At 74.6% G+C, this 21,018-nt stretch carries 18 protein-coding genes and 1 pseudogene; 11 read left to right on the forward strand and 8 right to left on the reverse strand.

The features are described from left to right. Positions 1–8 precede the first annotated feature (8 nt). Positions 9–368 (reverse strand): annotated as a pseudogene (locus tag ACFVQZ_RS28710) (M23 family metallopeptidase); the annotation flags it as partial. A gap of 599 nt (positions 369–967) precedes the next feature. Continuing rightward, positions 968–2,077: an SPFH domain-containing protein gene (locus ACFVQZ_RS28715; RefSeq protein ID WP_383627469.1), complete on the reverse strand. Its 1,110-nt coding sequence runs from the start codon at positions 2,075–2,077 to the stop codon at positions 968–970. A gap of 176 nt (positions 2,078–2,253) precedes the next feature. Between ACFVQZ_RS28715 and ACFVQZ_RS28720 the strand changes: the two genes are divergently transcribed. Both ACFVQZ_RS28720 and ACFVQZ_RS28725 read left to right on the forward strand, forming a co-directional pair. Next, complete coding sequence (locus ACFVQZ_RS28720; protein ID WP_030498654.1) at positions 2,254–3,696, forward strand: WGR domain-containing protein; 1,443 nt, start codon at positions 2,254–2,256, stop codon at positions 3,694–3,696. Continuing rightward, complete coding sequence (locus ACFVQZ_RS28725; RefSeq protein ID WP_383627472.1) at positions 3,693–4,193, forward strand: hypothetical protein; 501 nt, start codon at positions 3,693–3,695, stop codon at positions 4,191–4,193. Before ACFVQZ_RS28720 ends, ACFVQZ_RS28725 begins: the two co-directional genes overlap by 4 nt. A gap of 38 nt (positions 4,194–4,231) precedes the next feature. On the opposite strand, the gene ACFVQZ_RS28730 is transcribed toward ACFVQZ_RS28725, so the two are convergent. Both ACFVQZ_RS28730 and ACFVQZ_RS28735 read right to left on the reverse strand, forming a co-directional pair. Continuing rightward, a complete protein-coding gene (locus ACFVQZ_RS28730; protein ID WP_030498656.1) occupies positions 4,232–4,654 on the reverse strand; it encodes a DUF350 domain-containing protein in 423 nt (140 codons plus the stop codon). 144 nt (positions 4,655–4,798) lie between these two features. Beyond that, a complete protein-coding gene (locus tag ACFVQZ_RS28735; RefSeq protein ID WP_383627475.1) occupies positions 4,799–5,422 on the reverse strand; it encodes an HdeD family acid-resistance protein in 624 nt (207 codons plus the stop codon). Positions 5,423–5,599: 177 nt separating this feature from the next. Here ACFVQZ_RS28735 and ACFVQZ_RS28740 point away from each other — a divergent pair, with 177 nt between their 5' ends. Next, complete coding sequence (locus ACFVQZ_RS28740; RefSeq protein WP_030498658.1) at positions 5,600–6,175, forward strand: DoxX family membrane protein; 576 nt, start codon at positions 5,600–5,602, stop codon at positions 6,173–6,175. Positions 6,176–6,255: 80 nt separating this feature from the next. Continuing rightward, a complete protein-coding gene (gene opcA, locus ACFVQZ_RS28745; RefSeq protein WP_030498659.1) occupies positions 6,256–7,173 on the forward strand; it encodes a glucose-6-phosphate dehydrogenase assembly protein OpcA in 918 nt (305 codons plus the stop codon). Positions 7,174–7,293: 120 nt separating this feature from the next. Here opcA and ACFVQZ_RS28750 read toward each other — a convergent pair whose 3' ends face one another. The 3 genes from ACFVQZ_RS28750 to ACFVQZ_RS28760 all read right to left on the reverse strand — a co-directional run bounded on the left by ACFVQZ_RS28750 (position 7,294) and on the right by ACFVQZ_RS28760 (position 10,761). Beyond that, positions 7,294–8,661 carry a carbohydrate-binding protein gene (locus ACFVQZ_RS28750; protein ID WP_030498660.1) on the reverse strand — a complete coding sequence of 456 codons (1,368 nt, stop codon included), beginning with the start codon at positions 8,659–8,661 and terminating at the stop codon, positions 7,294–7,296. Positions 8,662–8,801: 140 nt separating this feature from the next. Further along, entirely contained in the window at positions 8,802–9,737 is a 936-nt protein-coding gene (locus tag ACFVQZ_RS28755; RefSeq protein WP_030498661.1) for a LysR family transcriptional regulator, read from the reverse strand. A gap of 49 nt (positions 9,738–9,786) precedes the next feature. After that, positions 9,787–10,761, reverse strand: coding sequence for an acetylxylan esterase (locus ACFVQZ_RS28760; RefSeq protein ID WP_383627479.1), 975 nt, complete (start codon positions 10,759–10,761; stop codon positions 9,787–9,789). A 237-nt stretch (positions 10,762–10,998) separates the two neighbouring features. Between ACFVQZ_RS28760 and ACFVQZ_RS28765 the strand changes: the two genes are divergently transcribed. Further along, positions 10,999–12,525, forward strand: a complete 1,527-nt coding sequence (locus tag ACFVQZ_RS28765) for a Re/Si-specific NAD(P)(+) transhydrogenase subunit alpha (protein ID WP_383627481.1) — start codon at positions 10,999–11,001, stop codon at positions 12,523–12,525. Between the two features lies 1 nt (position 12,526). Next, on the forward strand, positions 12,527–13,945 hold the full coding sequence (gene pntB, locus ACFVQZ_RS28770) for a Re/Si-specific NAD(P)(+) transhydrogenase subunit beta (protein WP_383627484.1): 1,419 nt from the start codon (positions 12,527–12,529) through the stop codon (positions 13,943–13,945). Between the two features lie 17 nt (positions 13,946–13,962). On the opposite strand, the gene ACFVQZ_RS28775 is transcribed toward pntB, so the two are convergent. Further along, positions 13,963–15,390, reverse strand: coding sequence for a pre-peptidase C-terminal domain-containing protein (locus ACFVQZ_RS28775; protein ID WP_321193531.1), 1,428 nt, complete (start codon positions 15,388–15,390; stop codon positions 13,963–13,965). Positions 15,391–15,680: 290 nt separating this feature from the next. Between ACFVQZ_RS28775 and ACFVQZ_RS28780 the strand changes: the two genes are divergently transcribed. The 5 genes from ACFVQZ_RS28780 to ACFVQZ_RS28800 all read left to right on the forward strand — a co-directional run bounded on the left by ACFVQZ_RS28780 (position 15,681) and on the right by ACFVQZ_RS28800 (position 21,002). Continuing rightward, positions 15,681–16,622 carry an ABC transporter substrate-binding protein gene (locus tag ACFVQZ_RS28780; RefSeq protein WP_383627487.1) on the forward strand — a complete coding sequence of 314 codons (942 nt, stop codon included), beginning with the start codon at positions 15,681–15,683 and terminating at the stop codon, positions 16,620–16,622. A 2-nt stretch (positions 16,623–16,624) separates the two neighbouring features. Further along, entirely contained in the window at positions 16,625–17,590 is a 966-nt protein-coding gene (locus ACFVQZ_RS28785) for an amino acid ABC transporter permease (protein WP_383627490.1), read from the forward strand. Further along, positions 17,587–18,351 (forward strand): amino acid ABC transporter ATP-binding protein, encoded by a 765-nt coding sequence (locus ACFVQZ_RS28790; protein ID WP_030498497.1) that lies wholly within the window; start codon positions 17,587–17,589, stop codon positions 18,349–18,351. The genes ACFVQZ_RS28785 and ACFVQZ_RS28790 overlap by 4 nt, the downstream gene beginning before the upstream one ends. Further along, positions 18,348–19,565, forward strand: a complete 1,218-nt coding sequence (locus ACFVQZ_RS28795; RefSeq protein WP_383627494.1) for a M20 family metallopeptidase — start codon at positions 18,348–18,350, stop codon at positions 19,563–19,565. The genes ACFVQZ_RS28790 and ACFVQZ_RS28795 overlap by 4 nt, the downstream gene beginning before the upstream one ends. Before the next feature lie 126 nt (positions 19,566–19,691). Then, positions 19,692–21,002 (forward strand): cyanophycinase, encoded by a 1,311-nt coding sequence (locus ACFVQZ_RS28800; protein WP_383627497.1) that lies wholly within the window; start codon positions 19,692–19,694, stop codon positions 21,000–21,002. Positions 21,003–21,018: the final 16 nt, after the last annotated feature.

The raw sequence follows: 21,018 nt of genomic DNA on the forward strand, positions 1-21,018 counted from the left end.
CGGGGGGTTCAGATCCGGACGCCGTGCCCGCGCAGATACCGCAGCGGATCGACGTCCGCGCCGAACGACGGGCCCGTCCGCACCTCGAAGTGCAGGTGCGGACCCGTCACCCGGCCCGTCGCCCCCGACCGCGCGATCCGCTGCCCGCCCGACACGCTCTGCCCGGCGGACACGTCGATCCGGGACAGGTGCGCGTACTGGGTGTAGCGGCCGTCCGGATGACGGAGCACCACCTCGTAGCCGTACGCGCCCGCGTACCCCGCGCGGACCACCCTGCCCGGCCCCACCGCCCGCACCGGCGTCCCCGTCGGCACCGCGAAGTCCTGGCCCGTGTGGTAGCCCCGCGACCAGGAACCGCGCTGCCCGTAGAAGCCGGTGAAGACGTACGACTCCACCGGCGCCGTCCAGCCGCGCGCCGTCGTCCCGCCGCCCGGCGCGGGCCGCGGGCGCTCCGCCGGGGCCGTGCCGGAACCGTCGGTGCGCTGCTCGTACTTCCAGCGGTGCGAGGTCCAGTACCAGTGCCCGCCGGAGCGGAACCAGTACACGCGGTCGACTGCGTCCCAGCCCTGCCGTCCCCGGAAGACCGGCTCCCGGGACCGGCCCCCGGGCGCGGCGGTCGCGTCCGCGCCGCCGGTGCGCTGGAGGTAGACGGCCTGGTGGCTGGTCCAGCGCCACTCGCCGGCGGCGTTGCGGAACCAGTAGCGCGAGCCGTCCCAGCCGGCGTGCGCCGGGGCCGGTTCGGCGGCGGCCGTGCCGGTGCCCGCGGCGGTCAGGGCGACCAGCCCGGCCGCCGCGACCACCGCGCGGCGCACCCCGTGCAGGGACGTCACGGAGTGCGCCGCCCGCGCGGCCTCCAGCCGGGCCGCGAGCGCGCCCGCCGCACAGCCGGGGCAGGCGCAGTCCTCGGGCGTCTCGTCGGTGAAGCCGGGCGTCTCCAGGCCGGTCTTGGCGGTGGTCTTCTCCACGGTCACTCCTCGTCGGGGCGGGGCAGCTCGCCCCGCCGGGTGCAGAAGGCGACGGTCAGGTCCTTGACCAGGGCCTGCCGTTCGAAGTCGTCCAGCTCGACGAGCCCGCGCGAGGTCAGCCGCGTCACCGTCTCGTCCACGGCGTCGATGACGCCGGTGAGCACCGACTCCCGGTGCCGGGCGTCCAGCACGGCGAGCTGCCGGCGGTGCATCGCGGCGGCGACCTCGGGCGCGTACGCGATCCGGGTGGGCTGGGCCGAGAAGACGGCGACGCCGACCGGCCGGCACTCGGCCGCCAGCAGCCGGGTCAGCGCGTCGCCGACCGCCTCCGCGTCCCGCAGCGTCGGCGACCCGGCCTGGAAGGCGTCGGCGGGCAGCTGGGACAGCACGCGCGCGGTGGCGGCCTCCACCTGCTCCCGCAGATAGCCGAGGTGGTCGTCGACGGCGTACAGCGCGCGGGCCGTGTCGCGCACCGACCACACCACGAGCACCACCACCCGCAGCGCCGAACCCTCCGCGTCCACGGCCGCGATGGGCTCGCTGCGCCAGTGCCGCAGCCGTACGTCGACCCGGCGCCGCAGCACGAAGGGACTGATCCAGACCAGGCCGGTGCGGCGCACGCTGCCCCGGTAGCGGCCGAACAGGGAGAGCACCCACGCGGAGCCGGTACGCCCGCGCGTGAGGCCGCCGAAGCAGACCACGGCCAGCGCGCCCAGACCCGCGAGGGCGGCCCACTCCCAGGGCAGGAGGTGGGCGGTGCGCAGCGGGCGGGCCCGCCAGAGGAGGGCGGCGGCGCTGCCGACGGCGGCGGTGCCGGTGAGGACGGCGAGCCAGCCGGGGGCGGCGGGGCCGGGGCGTTCGGTGAGTCCGGCGTCGGCGGGCGGGTGCCGGCGGGACGGGGCGCCGCCGGCGAGGGGGTGGGCCGCCGGTGCGGCGGGCCGGGCGGCGTCCTCGGGGGGCCGGGCCGGCGCGTCCGCGGTGCGGCCGGTGTCGGCGGGGGAGGCGTGGGGGTGTGCGGGGCTGGGGTCCGACCGGAAGAGGTCGTCCATCGCTATGCCGTCCGGGTGCCGGCGCACGCGGACGGGCAGGGCCCGTGGGGATGGCTCGGTCATGAGGCCCTTTCGGCCGCACCGGAGGTGACGGCACGTCGGATGATCTTCGTGCTCCATCGTCACAGGGGTGTATGTCCGGAATGCCGGGACAATGGTCCTGAATCGCCGGGACCTTGGTCCCCCGGCCACGGCTTCACCGGAGGCCGTTGTCAGTGGCGGCGCCTAACGTTCGGATCATGACGACGACCTATCTGGAGCTGTCGCAGGACGGCGGCGGTGCCCACAAGTTCTACGAAGTGACGGTCGACGGACTGGAGGTGTCGGTTCGTTACGGCCGGATCGGCGCGGCCGGCCAGACCCAGCGCTCCGCGTTCGCGACCGCCGAGAAGGCGCGGGCCGCCGCGGCGAAGAAGATCGGCGAGAAGGTCCGCAAGGGCTACGCGCCCGCGGTCCCCGGACAGCGCGCCGCCCGGCCGGTCACCCGCCGCGCGGTCAGCTCGGCGCCCTCCACCGCCCGGGCCGTCGCCCCCGTCCTGTGGCGCTTCCGCACCGGCTCCGCCGCCTTCGGCATCCACGTCGACGAGGACCGGATCTGGGTGGGCAACCAGGCCGGCGACGTCTACACGCTGGCGCACGGCGGCGAGGTGCTGGCCCGGTTCAGCCTCCCCGACGGCGTGAAGTGCCTGGTCGCCGACGACTTCTGGATCTACGCCGGCTGCGACGACGGCAAGGTCTACGACCTCTCCTCCAAGCTGCCGTTCGCCGCCTACGACATCACCTCCGACGTCGACATCTTCTGGCTCGACATCCACGAGGGCGTCCTGGACGTCGCCGACCGCTCCGGCCGGCTCACCGTCATCGACCACGAGGACGAGCACCAGTGGGCGCGCTCCGGCCGCGGCGAGCACGCCTGGATGGTCCGGGCCGACGGCCGCGCCGTCTACTACGGCGACACCTCCGGCGTCACCGCCTACGCCGCCGACGGCACCGGCGAGCTGTGGCACACCGGCACCGAGGGAGCGGTGCTCTTCGGCTGGCAGGAGGACGCCTCCGTGTACGCCGGCACCGGCCACCGCAAGGTGCAGCGGCTCGCCAAGCGCGACGGCCGCGTCGAGGCCGTCTACGGCTGCGACGCGGTCGTGTACTCCTGCGCCACCTCGCCCGGCGGCCGGTTCGTCTTCGCCGGCGACTCGTCCTCCTCCGTCTACTGCTTCGCCGAGGACGGCACCCGGCTCTGGAAGCTCGGCACCGGCGCCGGATCGGCGCTCTCCATGCAGTACCGCGACGAGCGGCTGTACCTGGTCACCACCGACGGCTCGCTGGTCTGCGTCGACGCGAGCGAGGCGGCGATCGAGGCCGCCCAGCAGGGCAGCGTCCCCGTCGTCCGGGACGTCAAACTGGCCGCCGCGCTGCCCACGTACACCCCCGCCACCACCGCGTCCGCCGTCGCCTCGGTCGCGTCGGTGGCCGACGCCCCGGCCGGCTCCATCGTGGTCGAGTGCGCCCGGGAGGGCGGCCGGAGCCGGGTCCGGGTCGTCAGCCCCGGCTTCGAGCCGTCGTGGAACGTGCAGTTCCCCCGCGCCATCCGCGAACCCGGCGCCCGGTTCGTCGTCGAGGCCCTGCACCCCGCGGCCGGCGGCTTCTACCGGGTGCGCGGCGAGATCCGGCGGCTGCTGTGACCGCCGGCCCGGCCGGCGAGGGGGCGTTCGAGGCGGCGACCGGCGACGGACCGCCGCTCGCCGGCGATCCCGAGCAGCGCTCCCGCGAGGTCCGCTCCGCGCTCGAAGGACTCCGGCAGATCCGGCGGCTCACCGGCCCGCCGGGCGCCGCCGCCGAAGCCGTCCCCGCCCTCTGGGAGCGGCGCCGTCCGGTGCGCGCCGTGGCGCTCGCCCTGGAGGCGGGCGGGATCACCCCGTCGGCCGTGGACGCCGCCGGCGCGCGCGTCGCGACCGGCTACCGGGTGCGGGCGGGGGAGCGGCCCGCCACCGCCGTGGTCGAGTGGCTGGGCCCGCCCGGCTCCGGGGCCGCGGGACAGGAGACCGAGGCGCTCACCGCCTGTGCCGAGGTCCTGGGCCGGCTCGGCTGGGAGGCCCTGCTCTACAAGGGGCCGCGCGGGCGCCGCTTCCTGGAGGCGGAACCCGCCGCCGGAACGGCCGCCGGCCCGGGCCCGTCCTGAGCGGACGGACACCGGGCCGGGCGGAGCGGCGCGCGCGGTCAGGCGATCGAGGCGGACACGATCGCGGAGACGGCGATGTTGCAGGAGGCGGTCACCCACACCGCCGGGTGCGGCTCCGGGTCCACCAGCGTGGCCCCCAGCTTGCCCGGCGTCACCAGGTCCACCACCAGGAAGGCGACGGCCATCATGACCAGGCCGAGCAGACCGAACGCGGCCGTCGACACCAGGCCCTTGCCGAAGTTGTCGTAGGTGGTCCAGATCGACGTGAAGACGATCCCGCCGATGCCGAGCAGCGCGGAGCTGAGCAGGACGGCCGCGTTGCGGTTGCGGTCCTCCCATATCTGCCGGCCGAGCTTGCCGGGGGTCAGGATGTCCACCAGGACGATGCCGAGGATCAGCAGGACCACGCCGAGGGCGCCGTAGGCGGTGGCACGGCCGAGGCCGTTGACGATGTCGGTCATGGGAAGCCGGCTCCGGAGAGTGGTGATCGCGAGCGATCGACGGTCATGGACCGGCAAAATCTAGCGCACGGATCACGCCGGTCCGCCGCCCGCCCGGAGATCGGGCGGACGGCGGACCGGACGAGCGGGACCTCCCGGGGCGGATCAGGCGCCCGGAGGCAGGTGCCGGGCCCGCGAGCGCACCTGGAGCGCGGTCACGATCTCCGCCGCGCCGACCGCGATCAGCCAGATCCCGCCCAGCAGCGTCAGCACCGCCACCGACTCCAGCGGCGACACGATCAGCACCACCCCGGCGACCGCGCTGACGGCGCCGAGGAACCCCTGCCACCCCCGGGCCGGCATCGCCGGGTCCGAGGCCGCCGCCACGGCCTGCGTGATGCCCCGGAACAGCCAGCCGATGCCGATCCACAGCGCCAGCAGCAGGATCGACTGCGTCGCGCCCCGGAAGCAGAACAGGCCCAGCAGGATCGACAGGGCGCCGCTGATGAACGCCATTACGCGCAGCGCGGCCGTCGCGTGCGTACCGAACGCGGCGACCAGCTGCAGCACCCCGCTGACGAGCAGATACAGCCCGAAGAGCACCCCCGCCGCCACCAGCGACGCCCCCGGCCACACCAGCACCAGCACTCCGAGGACCAGGGCCACCACCCCGGCGAGCAGCAGCGCCTGCCAGGCCGCCCCGGCGAGCATCGTCAGCGGCCCGGGCGGCACCTCGTGCTCCCCGGCCCTCCCGTGCTCCGCATGGGTCCTCTCATCGGTCCGCGCCATGAGGTCCGTTCTCCCTTCCTGAGCCGGCCGTGCCGGACACCCCAGTCAAGCAACGCCCGGCAAACGCCGCAAAACGTGACACGGACGGAGCATCAGGGCGGTCTTCCGGGCGGCGGAGACCCGCTCGCGCGCCGACAGTGGAGGCGTACGCGTCCCCTCCCGCACCTGGAGAACGTCATGGCCCACCCCAACCGACGCGACCTCGGGCTGCTCGTGCTGCGGGTCGGCACCGGCGCCGTGCTCGCCGCGCACGGCACCCAGAAGCTCCTCGGCTGGTTCGGCGGCGGAGGGATCGAGGGCACCACCCACGCGATGGAGGCCATGGGCTTCCGCCCCGGCCGCCAGTCCGCCGTCGCCGCGGGCCTCGGCGAGGCCGGCGGCGGCGCGCTGCTCGCCCTCGGGCTCGCCACCCCCGCCGCCGGCGCGGCGGCCGCCGGCGCCATGGCGGGCGCCGTCTCCGTGCACGCCCCGGCCGGCTTCTTCGCCCAGGGCGGCGGCTACGAGTACCCGGCCTTCCTCGGCTTCACCGCCGCCGCCATCGGCATCACCGGCCCCGGCCGCTATTCCCTCGACCACGTCACCGGGCACGTCCTCGACCGGCCCTGGGTGGTGGCCACCGCCTTCCTCGGCGCCGCGCTCGCCGCCGCGGCCGTCGTCGGCCGCCGCGCGCAGGGCCAGGCCGCCACGGCCGCCGCCACCGAGGCCGACCTGGCCCCCGAGGGCGACGGCACCGCGGAACCCGACGCCCACTGACTGCCGCACGCCCCCACCGGCGCACGCGCGCGCGTGCGGGGCGTTAGGCTCGCCGCAGAGGAAGGGACGGGCTCCGGGCAATGAAGATCGATCTCACGGACACCAACTCCAGCGCGGTCAACAAGGCGATCCTGGAGGGCCGCAGGGCCGTCGGCACCCCCGCCGTCGGCGTCGTCCTCACCCTGGTGATCGTCACCGACGAGGAGAACGCCTACGACGCCGTGCGCGCCGCCAACGAGGCGTCGAAGGAACACCCCTCGCGCACCCTCGTGGTCATCCGCCGCCGGGCGCTCTCCCCGCGCGAGCGCCAGGTCACCCGGCTCGACGCCGAGGTCCGCGTCGGCTCCGACGCCGGCTCCGGCGAGACGGTGATGCTGCGCCTGCACGGCGAACTCGGCGCCCGCGCCGACTCCGTGGTGCTGCCGCTGCTGCTGCCGGACGCCCCCGCCGTCGTGTGGTGGCCGGTGGACGCGCCCGCCGTCCCCGCCAAGGACCCGCTCGGCGCCCTCGCCCAGCGCCGCATCACCGACGCGTACGCCGTCGAGGACCCGCTCGGCGCGCTGGCCGCCCGCGCCGCCGCGTACGCCCCTGGCGACACCGACCTCGCCTGGACCCGGCTCACGCCCTGGCGCTCCATGCTGGCCGCCGCCCTCGACCAGGCCGGGACGGACGTCGTCTCCGCCGCGGTGGAGGCCGAGGAGGACAACCCCAGCGCCGAACTCCTGGCCCGCTGGTTCGAGGTCCGCCTCGGCGTCCCGGTCGAACGGATCGTCTCCGAGGGCCCCGTCGTCACCGCCGTCCGGATGGGCACCCCCCAGGGCGAGATCCGCATCGACCGCCCCGAGGGCCCGGTCGCCCACCTCGCCATCCCCGGCCAGCCGAGCCGCGTCATGGCGCTCAAGGTCCGCACCACCGCCGAGCTGATCGCCGAGGAACTCCGCCACCTCGACCCCGACGACGCCTACGCGGCGGCCCTGGAAGGCCGCCCCCGCCGCTGAACACCGCATCCCCGTCACGGTGTTCGGGCCACGAGGCTCCCGGACCGGCGTACCGGCGCACAGACCGCGGCGCCACCCGCCCCCGGCAGGGGCGGGTGGCGCCGCGGGCTTCCCCCGTGGTCAGACGCGCTGCCAGAGCGCCGGCACGTTCGGCGGCTCCCAGCCCGCCTGCGCCTGGTGGCCCTGGAGGCAGCGGTAGGTCGAGCCGCCGTAGGTGACCGTGGCGCCGGCCGCGTAGACCGTGCCCGCCTTCCACGTGCCGCCCGGCTCCGGCTCGCCCGGACCGGGGCCCGGGCCCGGGTCGGTGCTGGTCTTCAGCGTCAGCCCGTACGCCGACAGGATCGGGTTCAGCGGCTGGAAGTACGTGGTGCCGCCGCTGGAGCAGTTGCCGGAGCCGCCCGACGTCACGCCCTGCGCCTGGCTGCCGGAGATGTACGAGCCGCCCGAGTCGCCGGGCTCGGCGCACACGGTCGTCCGGGTCACGCCGGTGATCGTGCCCTCCGGGTAGGTGACGCTCGTGTTGTGCTGCTGGATCGTCCCGCAGTGCCAGCCCGTGGTGGACCCGGACCGGCAGACGGAAGCACCCACCGGCTGCAGCACGGAACCCGTCACCTGCACGTTCGCGCCGCCCGCGCCCTTCACGTACGGGACCGACGTCCAGCTGCTGTTGGCCGCCACCCACGCCATGTCGCTGCCCGGGAACACCGACGCCTGGAAGGTGCCCTGCGCGACCTGGTTGTAGCCGCTGGTGGCCTGCCCGGCCCGGCCGCAGTGGCCCGCCGTCGCGAAGCCCTGCGTGGTGCCCCGGGTCACCGCGAAGCCGACCGAGCAGCGCCCGCCGCCGCCCATGTAGTACGCGTCACCGCCCCGGATGTCGTACAGCGGGCGCGGCGCCTCGGCGGACCGCACCACCCGCACCAGCTCCCGCGCCACCCCGGTGCCGGCCGCGAGCCGCGCCGCGGCCCCGGCCCGGGTCTCCTCGACGACGAGCGTGTTCGCCCGCACGTCCACGTACCGGACCGGCGTCTCCGCGCCCGCCGCCCGGTCCAGCGACTCCTTCGCCCGCTCCAGGGCGGCGAGGTCGTGCCGGACCAGCCGGGCCGTCGCCCCGGCCTCCCGGATCGCGGCGGCGTCGGCGGCGCGGGTGGTGGCCACGGTCAGGGTGCCGGACTCGGCGCCCTCGACCCAGGCGCCGGCGAAGGTGCCGCCCAGCCGGTCACGGAGCCGGGCCGCGGTCGCGCCCGCCTCGGCCTCGTTCACGAGTCGGCGCTCGGCCTGCGCCCGGGTCAGGCCCAGGTCGCGGCCCATCGCGGCGAGCAGCTCGGGCGGCGCGTCGGCGGCGCCGAGCGCGCGGGCGGCGCTCTGCGCGGCCGGGGCGGTCCCGGGGGAGGGCTGCGCGGCGGTGGCGGACCCGGCCTGGAGGCCGGCCAGCACCATCCCGGCGGCGGCCAGCGCGGTACACGCCGCGCGGGCGTGTCGTCGGAGCATGGGGAGTCTCCTCGGTTCTCGGTGGGGGATCTGCGGAGAACCGTAGGAACGGCCCCGGGGGAGCGGGGAGCCTCCGTCCGACCCTCTCCCCCGTGTTATGGACCCGCGGGGGTCCGGCACGCACCGGAAGCCCCCGTCCCTCAGGGGGCCGCGCCCGTCGGGGCGGCGCGGCCCGCGCTGCGCGCCAGCGCCTCCGCGTGGGCGTCGCGCGCGTGCGCGAGGACGGCGGCGGCGCGGGCGGCGGCGCGGCCCTCGGGGTGCCAGCCCAGGAGGTGGCGCCACAGGAGCGGGGCGCCGGTCAGCGGGCGGGTCACGATGCCGGGCGTGGCCGGGAAGGTGGCCCGGCACAGGCCCACGGCCCGGCCCACCTGGACCAGGTGGACGCAGGACGCGGTGTCCGTCTCGTACACCCGGGCCGGGGTGAAGCCGGCCCGCACGCACGCGGCGGCGAAGCAGTCGCCGAAGCAGCCGTCGCCCGGCACGTCCGTCCACTCCTCGGCGGCGAGTTCGGCCAGCCCCACGTGCGGCCGGGCGGCGAGCGGGTGGCCGGTCGCCAGCATCACGTACACCGGGTCGCGGGCCACCTCCGTCCAGGCGAGCCGGCCGGCCTCCGGCGGGGAGCTCTCGCCGCAGACGCCGACGAGCGCGAAGTCGAGCCGCCCGGCGACGACCCCGCGCGCCACCTCCCGCTCCGACCAGGAGGTGTACGTGGTCACCTCGGCGTCCGGATCGGCCCGCGCGAGCCGGTCCACGAGGCCGCCGAGCAGCGGCCCGTGGGTCCCGCCGAGCCGGTGCCCGGCGGCGCCGTCCCGCGCGAACCGCACGGCCTCCTCCTGGAGTCCGCAGACGGCGGGCAGCACCACCCGGGCCCGGTCGAGCACCAGGTCGCCCAGCGCGGTGGCCCGCACCCCGTCCCGGCCGCGCGTGAACAGCGCGCCGCCCAGGGCCCGTTCGATCCGCTTCAGCTGGGCGCTCAGGGCGGGCTGGGCCAGTCCGAGGGCGGTGGCCGCGCGGGTGAGGCTGCCGGCCTCGGCGATGGCCCGGACCGTCTTCAGGTGCCGCAACTCCAAGTCCATGAGCCCAGCTTGACGCCCCTGACCTGACAGGTCCAGACCAAGGACCGGGCTATCGGGCGCGCAGCCGCTCCGGCAGCCAGCGCAGCTGCGCCGCCTGCTGGAACGCCTCGCCGCCCTCGTGGTCGTTGAAGTCGTACACCTCGATCGCCTTGTCCTCGTGCGCGTACGCGTTGAACGCGGCGAACACCGTCGACGGCGGACAGGTCAGGTCCTCCAGCGCGGTCGAGAACAGCGCCGGCGCGGACGCCCGGGCCGCGAAGTGCACCCCGTCGAAGTACGAGAGGGTCCGGCGCACCTGCTCGCCCCGGCCCCGGTGCGTCTTCAGGTAGTTGCCGATCTCGCGGTACGGCATCCGGTCGGTGACCGTCGTCGCGCGCGGGAAGTCGCACAGGAACGGCACGTCCGGCGCCACCGCCGCCAGGTCCCGCACCAGACCGGAGACGGCCAGCGTGATGCCGCCGCCCTGGCTGATCCCGGTGACCGCCGTGCGGGCCGCGTCCGTCAGCGGATGCGACCGCGCCGCCTCCACCGCCCGCACCGCGTCCGTGAACAGCCGCCGGTAGTAGTACGTCTCCGGGGCCTCCACGCCCCGCGTCATGAACCCCGGGAACGCGGGCGCGCTGCCCACCGGGTCGGCGGTGTCGCCCGGCGCCCAGCCGCTGCCCTGCCCGCGGGTGTCCATCACGAAGTGCCCGAACCCGGCTGACGCCCACAGCAGGTGACGGTGCGGCAGGCCGCGCCCGCCGCCGTACCCCAGGAACTCCACGACGAGCGGCACCGGTTCGGCGGCCCCGGCGGGCAGGACGAACCAGCCCTTCACCGGCTGCCCGCCGAACCCGGCGAAGGTGACGTCGTACGTCTCCACCGTCGTGAGCCCCGTCGCCACCCGCGCGAACCGCGCACCCAGGTCGTGCTCCCGCGCCTCGCCGAGCGTCTTGTCCCAGAACGCGTCGAAGTCCTCGGGCTCCACCGACGCGCTGCGGTACGCGCGGAGCCGGTCGAGGGGCAGGTCGAAGAGGGTCATGCGCACCGCCTGGTCAGATCGTCCGTCCGAAACGCCGGCCGGACACCGCCGGCCGCGCGCCCACCCTAGCCCGCGCACTCCCGATATTCATATATGTGAACACCCGTCAGGGGGGGTTGCGGACAGGGCCGCCGGGCGATCGGACGGCCGGCCATGCGAACGCGCCGCGCGAGCCTTCTTCACGGAGGGGCGCGGGAAGGCCAAGGTGGGGGCGTCAGCGGCGAACGGAGGGGTGCGGTGATTGTCGGAGTCCTCAGGGAGGAACGGGACGGGGAGCGGCGCGTGGCCGCGACGCCCGCCACCGTGCGCAAGCTCCGCGGGCTCGGGTACGAGGTCGTGGTCGACCCGGGCGCGGGCACCGCGGCGGGCTTCCCCGACGGCGCGTACGAGGAGGCAGGGGCGCGGACCGGCGACGCGGAGACGGCCGACGTGGTGCTCGGCGTGAACGCCCCCGGCGCCCACCGGCTGGACCGGATGCGGCCCGGGGCCATCGTGATCGCCCTGTTCGCGCCCGCCTCCGACCCGGCCGTCGCGGAGGAGCTGGCCCGGCGGCCCCTCACCGTCCTCTCCCTCGACGCGGTGCCGCGGATCAGCCGGGCGCAGTCCATGGACGTGCTGTCCTCCATGGCCAACATCGCCGGCTACCGGGCCGTGATCGAGGCCGCCCACGAGTTCGGCCGCTTCTTCACCGGCCAGGTCACCGCTGCCGGCAAGGTGCCCCCGGCCCGCGTCCTCGTCGCGGGCGCCGGCGTCGCCGGACTCGCCGCCATCGGCACCGCCGGCGCGCTCGGCGCCGTCGTCCGCGCCACCGACCCGCGCCCCGAGGTCGCCGACCAGGTCCGCTCGCTCGGCGGCGAGTACCTGGCCATCGAGTCCCCGGAGGCGGAGGTCTCCAGGACCGGCTACGCCAAGGAGATGGGCGACGCCTACAAGGCCCGCGAGGCCGCCCTCTACGCCGCCGAGTGCCGCGAGGCCGACATCGTCGTCACCACCGCCCTGATCCCCGGCCGCCCCGCGCCCCGGCTGATCACGGCGGAGACGGTCGCGGCCATGAAACCGGGCTCGGTGATCGTCGACCTGGCCGCCGCCAACGGCGGCAACGTCGCCGGCACCGTACCGGGGGAGCGCACCGTCACCCCGAACGGCGTCGTCATCCTCGGCTACACCGACCTCGCCGGCCGCCTCCCCGCCCAGGCGTCCCAGCTGTACGGCACCAACCTCGTCAACTTCCTGACGCTCCTCACCCCCGGCAAGGACGGCGTCCTCGTCCTCGACGCCGACGACCCCGTGCAGCGCTCGGTCACCGTCGTCCGCGACGGCGAAGCGTGCTGGCCACCGCCGCCCGTCGAGGTCTCCGCCGCCCCCGCCGCCCCTCCCGCCCCGCCCCCGCCGCCCGTCCCGCCGGCGAGGGAACCGGCGTCACAGGCCCGCCGCTTCGCCGGCGTGGCCCTCGGCGCCCTCGCGCTCCTCCTCGCCGTCGGCTTCGCCCCGGCCGCGCTCCTGCCGCACGTCACCGTCTTCGTCCTCGCCGTCGTCATCGGCTACTACGTCATCGGGCACGTCCACCACGCGCTGCACACCCCGCTGATGTCGGTGACCAACGCGATCTCCGGGATCATCGTCGTCGGCGCCCTGCTCCAGATCGGCCACGGCGGCACCGCCGTCACCGTGCTGTCGGCCGCCGCGATCCTGCTGGCGAGCATCAACGTCTTCGGCGGCTTCGCGGTGACCCACCGCATGCTCCGCATGTTCCACAGGAGCTGACATGACCGCCACCCACGCCGCCCAGGCGGCCTACCTCGTCGCCGCGCTGCTGTTCGTCCTCGCCCTCGCCGGACTCTCCCGGCACGAGTCGGCCCGGCTCGGCAACGCCTTCGGCATGCTCGGCATGGGCGTCGCCCTCGCCGCCACCGTCGTCCTCGCCGCCGACCGGGGCATCGGCGCCGGCGCCGCCGGCCTGCTCGCCGCCGCCATGCTGGCCGGCGCCCTCATCGGCCTCGGGCGCGCCCGGGGCGTCGAGATGACGGGCATGCCCGAACTGATCGCGCTGCTCCACTCCTTCGTCGGCCTCGCCGCCGTCCTCGTCGGCTGGAACGGTTACCTGGAGGTCGAGCACCACCCCGGCGGCCCCGAGGCCGCCGCCCTCGACGCGCTCGGCACCCTCGGCATCCACCACGCCGAGGTCGTCATCGGCGTCTTCATCGGCGCGGTCACCTTCACCGGCTCGGTCGTCGCCTACCTCAAGCTCGCCGGCCGCGTCGCCTCCCGGCCCCTGACACTCCCCGGCAAGAACGTCCTCAACCTCGGCGCGCTCGTCGTCCTCGCCGCGCTGGCCGTCCGCTTCACCGCCGCGCCCGCGCTCTGGCCGCTCGCCGCGGCGACCGTCCTCGCGCTGGCGCTCGGCTGGCACCTGGTCGCCTCCATCGGCGGCGGCGACATGCCCGTCGTCGTCTCCATGCTCAACAGCTACTCCGGCTGGGCGGCGGCGGCCTCCGGCTTCCTCCTCGGCAACGACCTGCTGATCGTCACCGGCGCCCTCGTCGGCTCCTCCGGCGCCTACCTGTCGTACCTCATGTGCCGGGCGATGAACCGCTCCTTCCTCTCGGTCATCGCCGGCGGCTTCGGCGTCGAGGCGCCGGCCGGTTCGGCGGCGGACCACGGCGAGCACCAGGAGATCACCGTCCAGGGCGCCGCCGAACTCCTCGGCGCCGCCCGGTCGGTGATCATCACCCCCGGTTACGGCATGGCCGTCGCCCAGGCGCAGTACCCGGTCGCCGAGCTCACCGCGAAGCTCCGCGCGCGGGGCGTCGACGTCCGCTTCGGCATCCACCCGGTCGCCGGCCGACTGCCCGGCCACATGAACGTGCTGCTGGCCGAGGCGAAGGTGCCGTACGACATCGTCCTGGAGATGGACGAGATCAACGGGGACTTCGCCGACACCGACGTCGTCCTCGTCATCGGCGCCAACGACACCGTCAACCCGGCCGGCGCCGAGGACCCCGCCAGCCCCCTGGCCGGCATGCCGGTCCTCACCGTCTGGGAGGCCGACCGGGTGATCGTCTTCAAACGCTCGATGGCCTCCGGCTACGCGGGCGTCCAGAACCCCCTCTTCTTCCGCGAGAACACCGCGATGCTCTTCGGCGACGCCAAGGACCGCGTGGAGGAGATCGTCGCCGCCCTCTGACCGGGGTCGGGGCCGGGTCAGCTCCTGGCGACGGCGCAGCTGTAGGGCGTGCTCCCGGAGCCGCTGTACGCCTCCATGTCGAGGTAGTAGGTGCCGGCGCCGGCGGCGGTCCTGGTGAAGGACAGCGACTCGTCGGTGCCGGCGCCGTCGTTGACGGAGCGTTCCAGGGTGGTGCCCGCGGAGTCGAGCCAGTACAGGTCGGCGTCGTAGGCGGAGGGGACGGCGCAGTTCACCGTGACGGTCTGTCCGGTGTTCAGGGAGACCTTGAAGTAGTCGCGGTCGGTGGCCGACTTCATGGCGCCGGTCAGAGTGCCGGGAGAGGCCAGGGCGGTGGCGTCGTCGGCGGTGTCGCGGGTGTCGTTGGGCTCGCTCTCGGCGAGCGTGGCCCCGCCGCCTTGGCCGCCGCAGTCGGTCACCGGCGTACCGCTGTAGAGGTGGGCGTCGGCGACGCCGTTCGTCACGCTGCGGAGGTAGTAGCCGCAGGTGGGACGGTTCTTGAAGTCGAAGGTGGAGCCGGGGGCCAGGCGCCAGATCTTGAAGCCGCTGTAGGTGAGGGGCTTCCGGTCGACCGCCTGTTCCGGCTGGTGGTCGGCGAGGACGACGTACGCGTCCTTGCCGTACGAGGTCGCCAGGCCGTCGCGGTCCACGAACAGCGAGCCGCCGCCCTCCTCCACCCCGACGCCCCAGGCGGCGCCGCCGGGCGCGAGCCCGTCCTTCACGGCCCGGGCGAGGAACGCCATCGTGCGGCCCATGCGGTCGCGGGCCACGAAGTGGGAGTCGTTGACGACGCCTCCGTAGTGCGCCCACGCGAACATGCCGGTGGTGAAGCTGACGTACCGGTCGTAGGGGTTGGCGAGGGCTTCCGCGCTGGTGACGCTGCCGTTGCAGGCGTCGTAGACGATCGGGCTGTTGATGTGGTGGCCCGCGCTGCCACCGCCGGAGCCGCCGCCCTTGGCCACGACCGACTCGACGGACGCCTCCAGGGCGGTGCCCTTCCAGGCGGCGTAGCGGCACTGGTCGCCGCCGGCGAAGTAGACGAACTCGGCGTTGCGGATGTCGGTGTTGACCTGGCTGTTGTTTCCGTCGCTCGCGGTCGTGAGCGTCCAGGTCGTACAGGAGTTGACCCCGGTCAGCCCCATGACGGCGTCGCACTCGGGCGTCTTGCTGCCCGACGTGGGGGCCGAGCCGGCCAGGACGACCACGTCGAGCGTTCCGGTACCGCCCCTGATGGCGTCGAGCGCGCGGGTCATCGAGGCGGTGACCACGCCGCCGGCGCCGTTCATCGTGAACGCCGGGCCGTTCCACGCACCGCGGCTCACGTCGGAGGCGCTGCCGAGGCGTATCCGGTCGGCCGCCGCGTGCGCGGGCTGATGCGCGACCAGCGCGGTGGTGAGGGCGGCGAGGCCGACGGCGGCCGAGGTGACTCTGAGCGAACGAGGTGGCATCTGCGCTCCCAGGGGGTGGACGGCGGCCCCGGAGTGGGGCTGGTTGCGGAACATACAAGTACGTCCGGAGAAGCGGAAGATGTAAGGCCGTTACGGCGATGATTCCTGCGAAGGTGCCTCTCCTGAGTGGTGCGAACCTGTCGATACTGCGCATGTGAGGGAGGTGAGGGGCGTGTTACGTGAACGTAATGGGACTTACATCTAGCCAGTTCGAACCTGCATATGTAACTTCTCTGCTGTGTCTGACGGCCCGATTCCGTCGGCAGGAAATCACCGAGAGGTTCCACGCGATGAACGCTCGTATCGCACGCCCCACCACGGCCGCCGCCGTCGCGGCGGCCCTGTTCGCGTCGCTGTCCGCCTGCGGAGGCGACGACGCCGCAGCCCCCTCCGGCAAGGTCGTCATCGCCGGCGCGGAGATCGTCAAGGACCAGAAGCTGCACGACCTGCTCCCGGAGAAGATCAGGAAGGCCGGTGCGGTCCGCGTCGCGACCGACGTCCCGTACCCGCCGTTCGAGATGTTCGTGAAGGAGGGCGAACCCGCCCTCACCGGACTGGACTACGACCTCGGCCAGGCGCTGGGCGCGAAGCTCGGCGTGCGGTTCGCCTTCACCCCGCAGAAGTTCGACGGCATCGTCCCCGCCATCCAGGCCGGCAAGTTCGACGTCGCCATGTCCGCCATCACCGACAACAAGGAACGGCAGCAGGTCGTCGACTTCGTCGACTACTCCCGGTCCGGCTCCGGCATCCTGGTCGCCGAGGGCAACCCGGCGAAGGTGACCACCCTCGACGACCTGTGCGGGCGGAAGGTCGCCGTCCAGACCGCGACCAACCAGCTCGACCTCCTCAAGGAGCACCAGGCCGCCTGCGAGAAGTCCGGCAAGGGGAAGATCGACATCCAGACCTTCCCCAAGGACTCCGACGCCCAGCTCGCCCTGCGCTCCGGCAAGGTCGTCGCCCAGGTCCTCACCAAGCCCGCCGCCGGCTGGGTCGCCAAGACCGCCGACGACGGCAAGGCGTTCGACCTCGCCGAGGACCCCGCCGCCCCGGGCGGCTACAACGCCTCCCCGAACGGCATCGCCGTCAGCAAGGACCTCCCGCAGCTGACCGACGCGATCCAGAAGGCGCTCCAGGAGCTCATCGACGACGGCACGGTCGCCGCCGTGTACGGCAAGTACGGCGTCGCCTCCATCGCCGTCGAGGAAGCCACCAAGAACGCGGCGGTGGACTAGAGATGCCCGGCACCGCCAAGCTCCTCCCGAGCCCCACCGCCCCCGAGCAGCCCCTGACCGGGGAACTCGAGATCGTCCCCGTCCGCAACTACGCGCGCTGGATCGCGGCCATCGCCGCCGTGCTGGCCCTCGTCGGACTGATCGGCTCCCTCGCCAAGAACGACAACCTCCGCTGGGACGTCGTCGGCGACTACCTCTTCGCCGACCTCATCTTCGACGGTCTCGCGACGACCCTCTGGCTCACCGCCGCCGCCATGCTCCTCGGTCTGGGCCTCGGCACGCTGATCGCCGTCATGCGGCTCTCGTCCAGCCCCGTGCTGTACGGCCTGGCCAACGCGTTCGTCTGGGTCTTCCGCGGCACCCCGCTGCTCGTCCAGATCATCTTCTGGGGCTACGCCGCCGCCCTGTACACGTACGTGAAGATCGGCATCCCCTTCACCGACGTCACGTTCTTCCAGGCCGAGACCAACACCCTGCTGACGCCCGCGGTCGCGGCCCTCCTCGCCCTCGGACTCAACGAGGCCGCGTACGCCTCCGAGATCGTCCGCGCCGGCATCCAGTCCGTCGACCCCGGCCAGACGGAGGCCGCGCACTCGCTGGGCATGCGGCCCGCGCTCACCATGCGCCGGATCGTGCTGCCGCAGGCCATGCGGGTCATCATCCCGCCGATGGGCAACGAGACCATCAACATGCTCAAGATGACCGCGCTGGTCTCGGTCATCTCCGCCCACGACCTGATGTCCAACATCCAGGACGTGTACGCCCAGAACTACCAGGTCATCCCCATGCTGGTGGTCGCCAGCATCTGGTACCTGGCCCTCGTCACCCTCCTCGGCGTGCCGCAGGCGTGGCTGGAGCGGCGGTACGGACGCGGCACCACCCGCGCCGGGCACGTCTCGCCGTTCCGGCGCCTCCTCGGCGGCACCGCGGAGCGGTTCGGCAAGAACAGCAAGGAGCAGAGCCGATGAGCACCCCCATGGTGCGCGCCGAAGGCGTCCGCAAGCACTTCGGGAAGCTGGAGGTCCTCAAGGGCATCGACCTCACCGTCGAACGCGGCCAGGTCTGCTGCCTCCTCGGCCCGTCCGGATCGGGCAAGTCGACGTTCCTGCGCTGCATCAACCACCTGGAGAAGGTCGACGGCGGCCTGCTCACCGTCGACGGCGAACTCGTCGGCTACCGCCGGCAGGGCGACAGGCTCCACGAGCTGCGCGAGCGCGAGGTCGCCGACCGCCGCCGCGACATCGGCATGGTCTTCCAGCGGTTCAACCTCTTCCCCCACATGACGGCCGTCGAGAACGTGATGGAGGCCCCCGTCAAGGTCGCCGGCGTCCCCCGCACGGAAGCGCGCGCCCACGCTCACGACCTGCTCGCGCGCGTCGGGCTCGGCGACCGCGCCGGCCACTACCCGGCCCAGCTCTCCGGCGGCCAGCAGCAGCGCGTCGCCATCGCCCGCGCGCTCGCCATGAAGCCCAAGCTGATGCTCTTCGACGAGCCCACCTCCGCCCTCGACCCCGAACTCGTCGGCGACGTCCTGGACGTGATGCGGCAGCTCGCCGCGGACGGCATGACCATGGTCGTCGTCACCCACGAGATCGGCTTCGCCCGCGAGGTCGGCGACACCGCCGTCTTCATGGACGAAGGAGTCGTCGTGGAGGAGGGCGACCCCCGCCGCGTGCTCGTCGAGCCGGAGCAGGAGCGCACCCGCGCCTTCCTGTCGAAGGTCCTGTGAGCACCCCCACCCGCCGCCAGGACCGGCTCGGCGACCTCCTCGGCCTGGCCCGCGCCCGCCGCGCCGGCTACCTGCGCGACCTGGCGGAGCTCGTCTCCCTCGACTCCGGCTCCTACAGCGCCGACGGCGTCGACCGGGTCGCCGACTGGATCGAGCGCCGGCTCGTACGGCTCGGCTTCGACGTGGAACGCGTCCGCTTCCCGGCCGGGCCCGACGGGCAGCGGACCGGCGACGCGCTCGTCGGCCGGAAGCGCGGCGGACTTCCCGAGGCGGAGGGCGGCCGCAGGGTCCTCCTCGCCGGCCACATGGACACCGTCTTCGAGGACGGCACCGCCGCCGCCCGCCCCTTCCGGATCGAGGGCTCCACGGCGTACGGTCCCGGCGTCAGCGACGACAAGGGCGGCCTGCTCGCCGGGCTCACCGCCCTGGAGATCCTGGGGGAGTGCGGCGTCGACGCGTACGACGAGCTGGTCGTGCTCGCCACCCCCGACGAGGAGATCGGCTCGCCCGCCAGCCGGCCGCTGATCGAGGCGACGGCCGCCGGCGTGCACTACGGACTCGGTCTCGAATGCGCCCGGGAGAACGGCGACCTCGTCATCGCCCGCAAGGGCGTCGCCGACTTCCGCCTCACCGTCACCGGCCGGGCCGCCCACGCCGGCATCGAACCGGAGCGCGGCGCGAACGCGGCGCTCGCCGCCGCCCACCTCACCGTCGCCCTCCAGGCCCTCAACGGGCACTGGGACGACGTGACGGTCAACGTCGGCGTCGTGCGGGCGGGAACGCGCGCCAACATCGTCTGTCCCCAGGCGGAACTGCGCATCGAGGTCCGCGCCGCCACGACGGCCGACATCCAGCGCGTCACCCGCGCCATCCGCGAAGCCGCCGGTCATCCCGGCGTCCCCGGTGTCACCGTCGAGGTCGAACAGCTCGACCTCTGCCCGCCCATGGAGGACACCCCCGCCTCCCGGCGCATGTTCGACCACGCGTGCCGGGCCGCGCACGCGGCCGGCATCGAGCTGGGCGCCGCCGCCACCGGCGGAGTCGGCGACGCCAACCTCATCGCCGGCGCGGGAGTCCCCGTCCTCGACGGCCTGGGACCCGTCGGAGGCGCCGACCACACCCCCCAGGAGTGGCTCGACGTCACCAGCGTCCCCCAGCGCGTCGCCCTCCTCGCCGACCTGATCGCCTCCCTCGGGGAGGCCGGCAGCGGCTGAACGGCCCCGGAGCGCGGGGGCGCTGTCCCCCCGCCCGGCAACGGCCGAGCCGGGCGGACCGGTACGGGTCCGGTCCGCCCGGCAGGCAGAAGAACCCCACCGCCCCTCTCCCGACCGGAGGCACCCATGCGCGTTCCGCCCGACCCCGCCCGCCGCACCGTCCTTGCCGGCGCCCTCGCCGTCGCCCTCCTCACCGCCGCGTCCGGCGCCACGGCCGCCTCCGCCGCCCACGCCGGACCCGGCCCGGACCGGGCCCGTACGGGCTCCCTCGTGCTCGTCGGCGGAGCGCTGAAGGAGAACAACACCCGGGTCTACGGCGAGATCATCGAGCGCGCCGGCGGCCCGGAGGCCCGCATCGGCGTCATCACCGCCGCCTCCGTCCCCGAGAGCCAGGACCCGCACGCGGGCGACCCCGACCGGTGCAGCAACTCCGCCTGCAACGGCGCCTACTACGCCGGCGTGTTCAAGCGGCACGGCGCCGCCGACGCCCAGTGGATCCCCCTCGACATCGACCACGTCGCCGACGCCGACTCCGACGCCGTCGTCGCCCAGGTCGAATCCATGACCGGCTTCTTCTTCGGCGGCGGCGACCAGTACCGCTACGTCACCACCCTCCTGCGCGGCGACGGACGCAAGGACTCCAGGGTCCTCGCCGCCATCCGCGCCAAGCTCGCGGACGGAGCCGTCGTCGCCGGGTCCTCCGCCGGCGCCCAGATCGCCTCCGGCCCCCACATGGTCACCGGCGGCGAGTCGTACGAAGGACTCAGGGACGGCAGCGCCCCCGGCTACTTCGACGACCCGACCCGCCTCGGCCACCTCCCGCACGGCGGCTTCGGCTTCCTCCGCTCCGGACTCGTCGACACCCACACCGGCGCCTACGGCCGCGAGGGCCGCGCCCTGCGCCTCGCCGCCGACACCGGCCACGACCGCGTCTACGGCCTGGAGGAGAACACCGCCCTGATCGTCGACCGGCCCGGCACCCCGCACGAGCACCTGACCGTCCTCGGCCCGAACGGCGTCACCGTCCTCGACCTCCGCGACGCCCGCGCGCGGAACTCCGCGCACGGCTGGACCCTGCGCCGCGCCCGGTACAGCCACCTCACCGACGGCGACCGGTACGACGCCCGCACCTGGACCCCGCGCGTCGCCCCCGGCAAGCGGCCCCTCACCCCCACCGCCACGACGCCCGTGCCGGCCAACGGCGACGTCTTCCACTCCACCGCGAACCCGGACGGCGTCCCGTACGCCTTCCGCACCACCGCCCGCGCGCTCGCCGCCACCCGCGCGCAGCGCAGCGCGACCGCGACGACCTACGAGACCGGACCCCGGTTCACGGTGACCTTCACCAAGGCACCCGGCTTCGCCGCGTACACCGACGGCGCCGGCGGCCCCGGCACCCTCCTCGGCCTGCGGATCGACATCGCGCCCGCGCCCTGACCCCGTGGGCCGCCGC

The sequence above is a fragment of the Streptomyces sp. NPDC057854 genome (assembly GCF_042797055.1).
In the GTDB taxonomy this organism is placed as follows: Bacteria; Actinomycetota; Actinomycetes; order Streptomycetales; family Streptomycetaceae; genus Streptomyces.

What these genes read in the sequence shown, in the direction of transcription:
- ACFVQZ_RS28735 (WP_383627475.1), bottom strand. Translation starts at nt 5,422, where the DNA reads ATGGCGCGGACCGATGAGAGGACCCATGCGGAGCACGGGAGGGCCGGG.
- opcA (WP_030498659.1), top strand. Translation starts at nt 6,256, where the DNA reads ATGAAGATCGATCTCACGGACACCAACTCCAGCGCGGTCAACAAGGCG.
- ACFVQZ_RS28720 (WP_030498654.1), top strand. Translation starts at nt 2,254, where the DNA reads ATGACGACGACCTATCTGGAGCTGTCGCAGGACGGCGGCGGTGCCCAC.
- ACFVQZ_RS28800 (WP_383627497.1), top strand. Translation starts at nt 19,692, where the DNA reads ATGCGCGTTCCGCCCGACCCCGCCCGCCGCACCGTCCTTGCCGGCGCC.
- ACFVQZ_RS28715 (WP_383627469.1), bottom strand. Translation starts at nt 2,077, where the DNA reads ATGACCGAGCCATCCCCACGGGCCCTGCCCGTCCGCGTGCGCCGGCAC.
- ACFVQZ_RS28740 (WP_030498658.1), top strand. Translation starts at nt 5,600, where the DNA reads ATGGCCCACCCCAACCGACGCGACCTCGGGCTGCTCGTGCTGCGGGTC.
- ACFVQZ_RS28790 (WP_030498497.1), top strand. Translation starts at nt 17,587, where the DNA reads ATGAGCACCCCCATGGTGCGCGCCGAAGGCGTCCGCAAGCACTTCGGG.
- ACFVQZ_RS28730 (WP_030498656.1), bottom strand. Translation starts at nt 4,654, where the DNA reads ATGACCGACATCGTCAACGGCCTCGGCCGTGCCACCGCCTACGGCGCC.
- ACFVQZ_RS28750 (WP_030498660.1), bottom strand. Translation starts at nt 8,661, where the DNA reads ATGCTCCGACGACACGCCCGCGCGGCGTGTACCGCGCTGGCCGCCGCC.
- ACFVQZ_RS28785 (WP_383627490.1), top strand. Translation starts at nt 16,625, where the DNA reads ATGCCCGGCACCGCCAAGCTCCTCCCGAGCCCCACCGCCCCCGAGCAG.
- pntB (WP_383627484.1), top strand. Translation starts at nt 12,527, where the DNA reads ATGACCGCCACCCACGCCGCCCAGGCGGCCTACCTCGTCGCCGCGCTG.
- ACFVQZ_RS28780 (WP_383627487.1), top strand. Translation starts at nt 15,681, where the DNA reads ATGAACGCTCGTATCGCACGCCCCACCACGGCCGCCGCCGTCGCGGCG.
- ACFVQZ_RS28760 (WP_383627479.1), bottom strand. Translation starts at nt 10,761, where the DNA reads ATGACCCTCTTCGACCTGCCCCTCGACCGGCTCCGCGCGTACCGCAGC.
- ACFVQZ_RS28755 (WP_030498661.1), bottom strand. Translation starts at nt 9,737, where the DNA reads ATGGACTTGGAGTTGCGGCACCTGAAGACGGTCCGGGCCATCGCCGAG.
- ACFVQZ_RS28775 (WP_321193531.1), bottom strand. Translation starts at nt 15,390, where the DNA reads ATGCCACCTCGTTCGCTCAGAGTCACCTCGGCCGCCGTCGGCCTCGCC.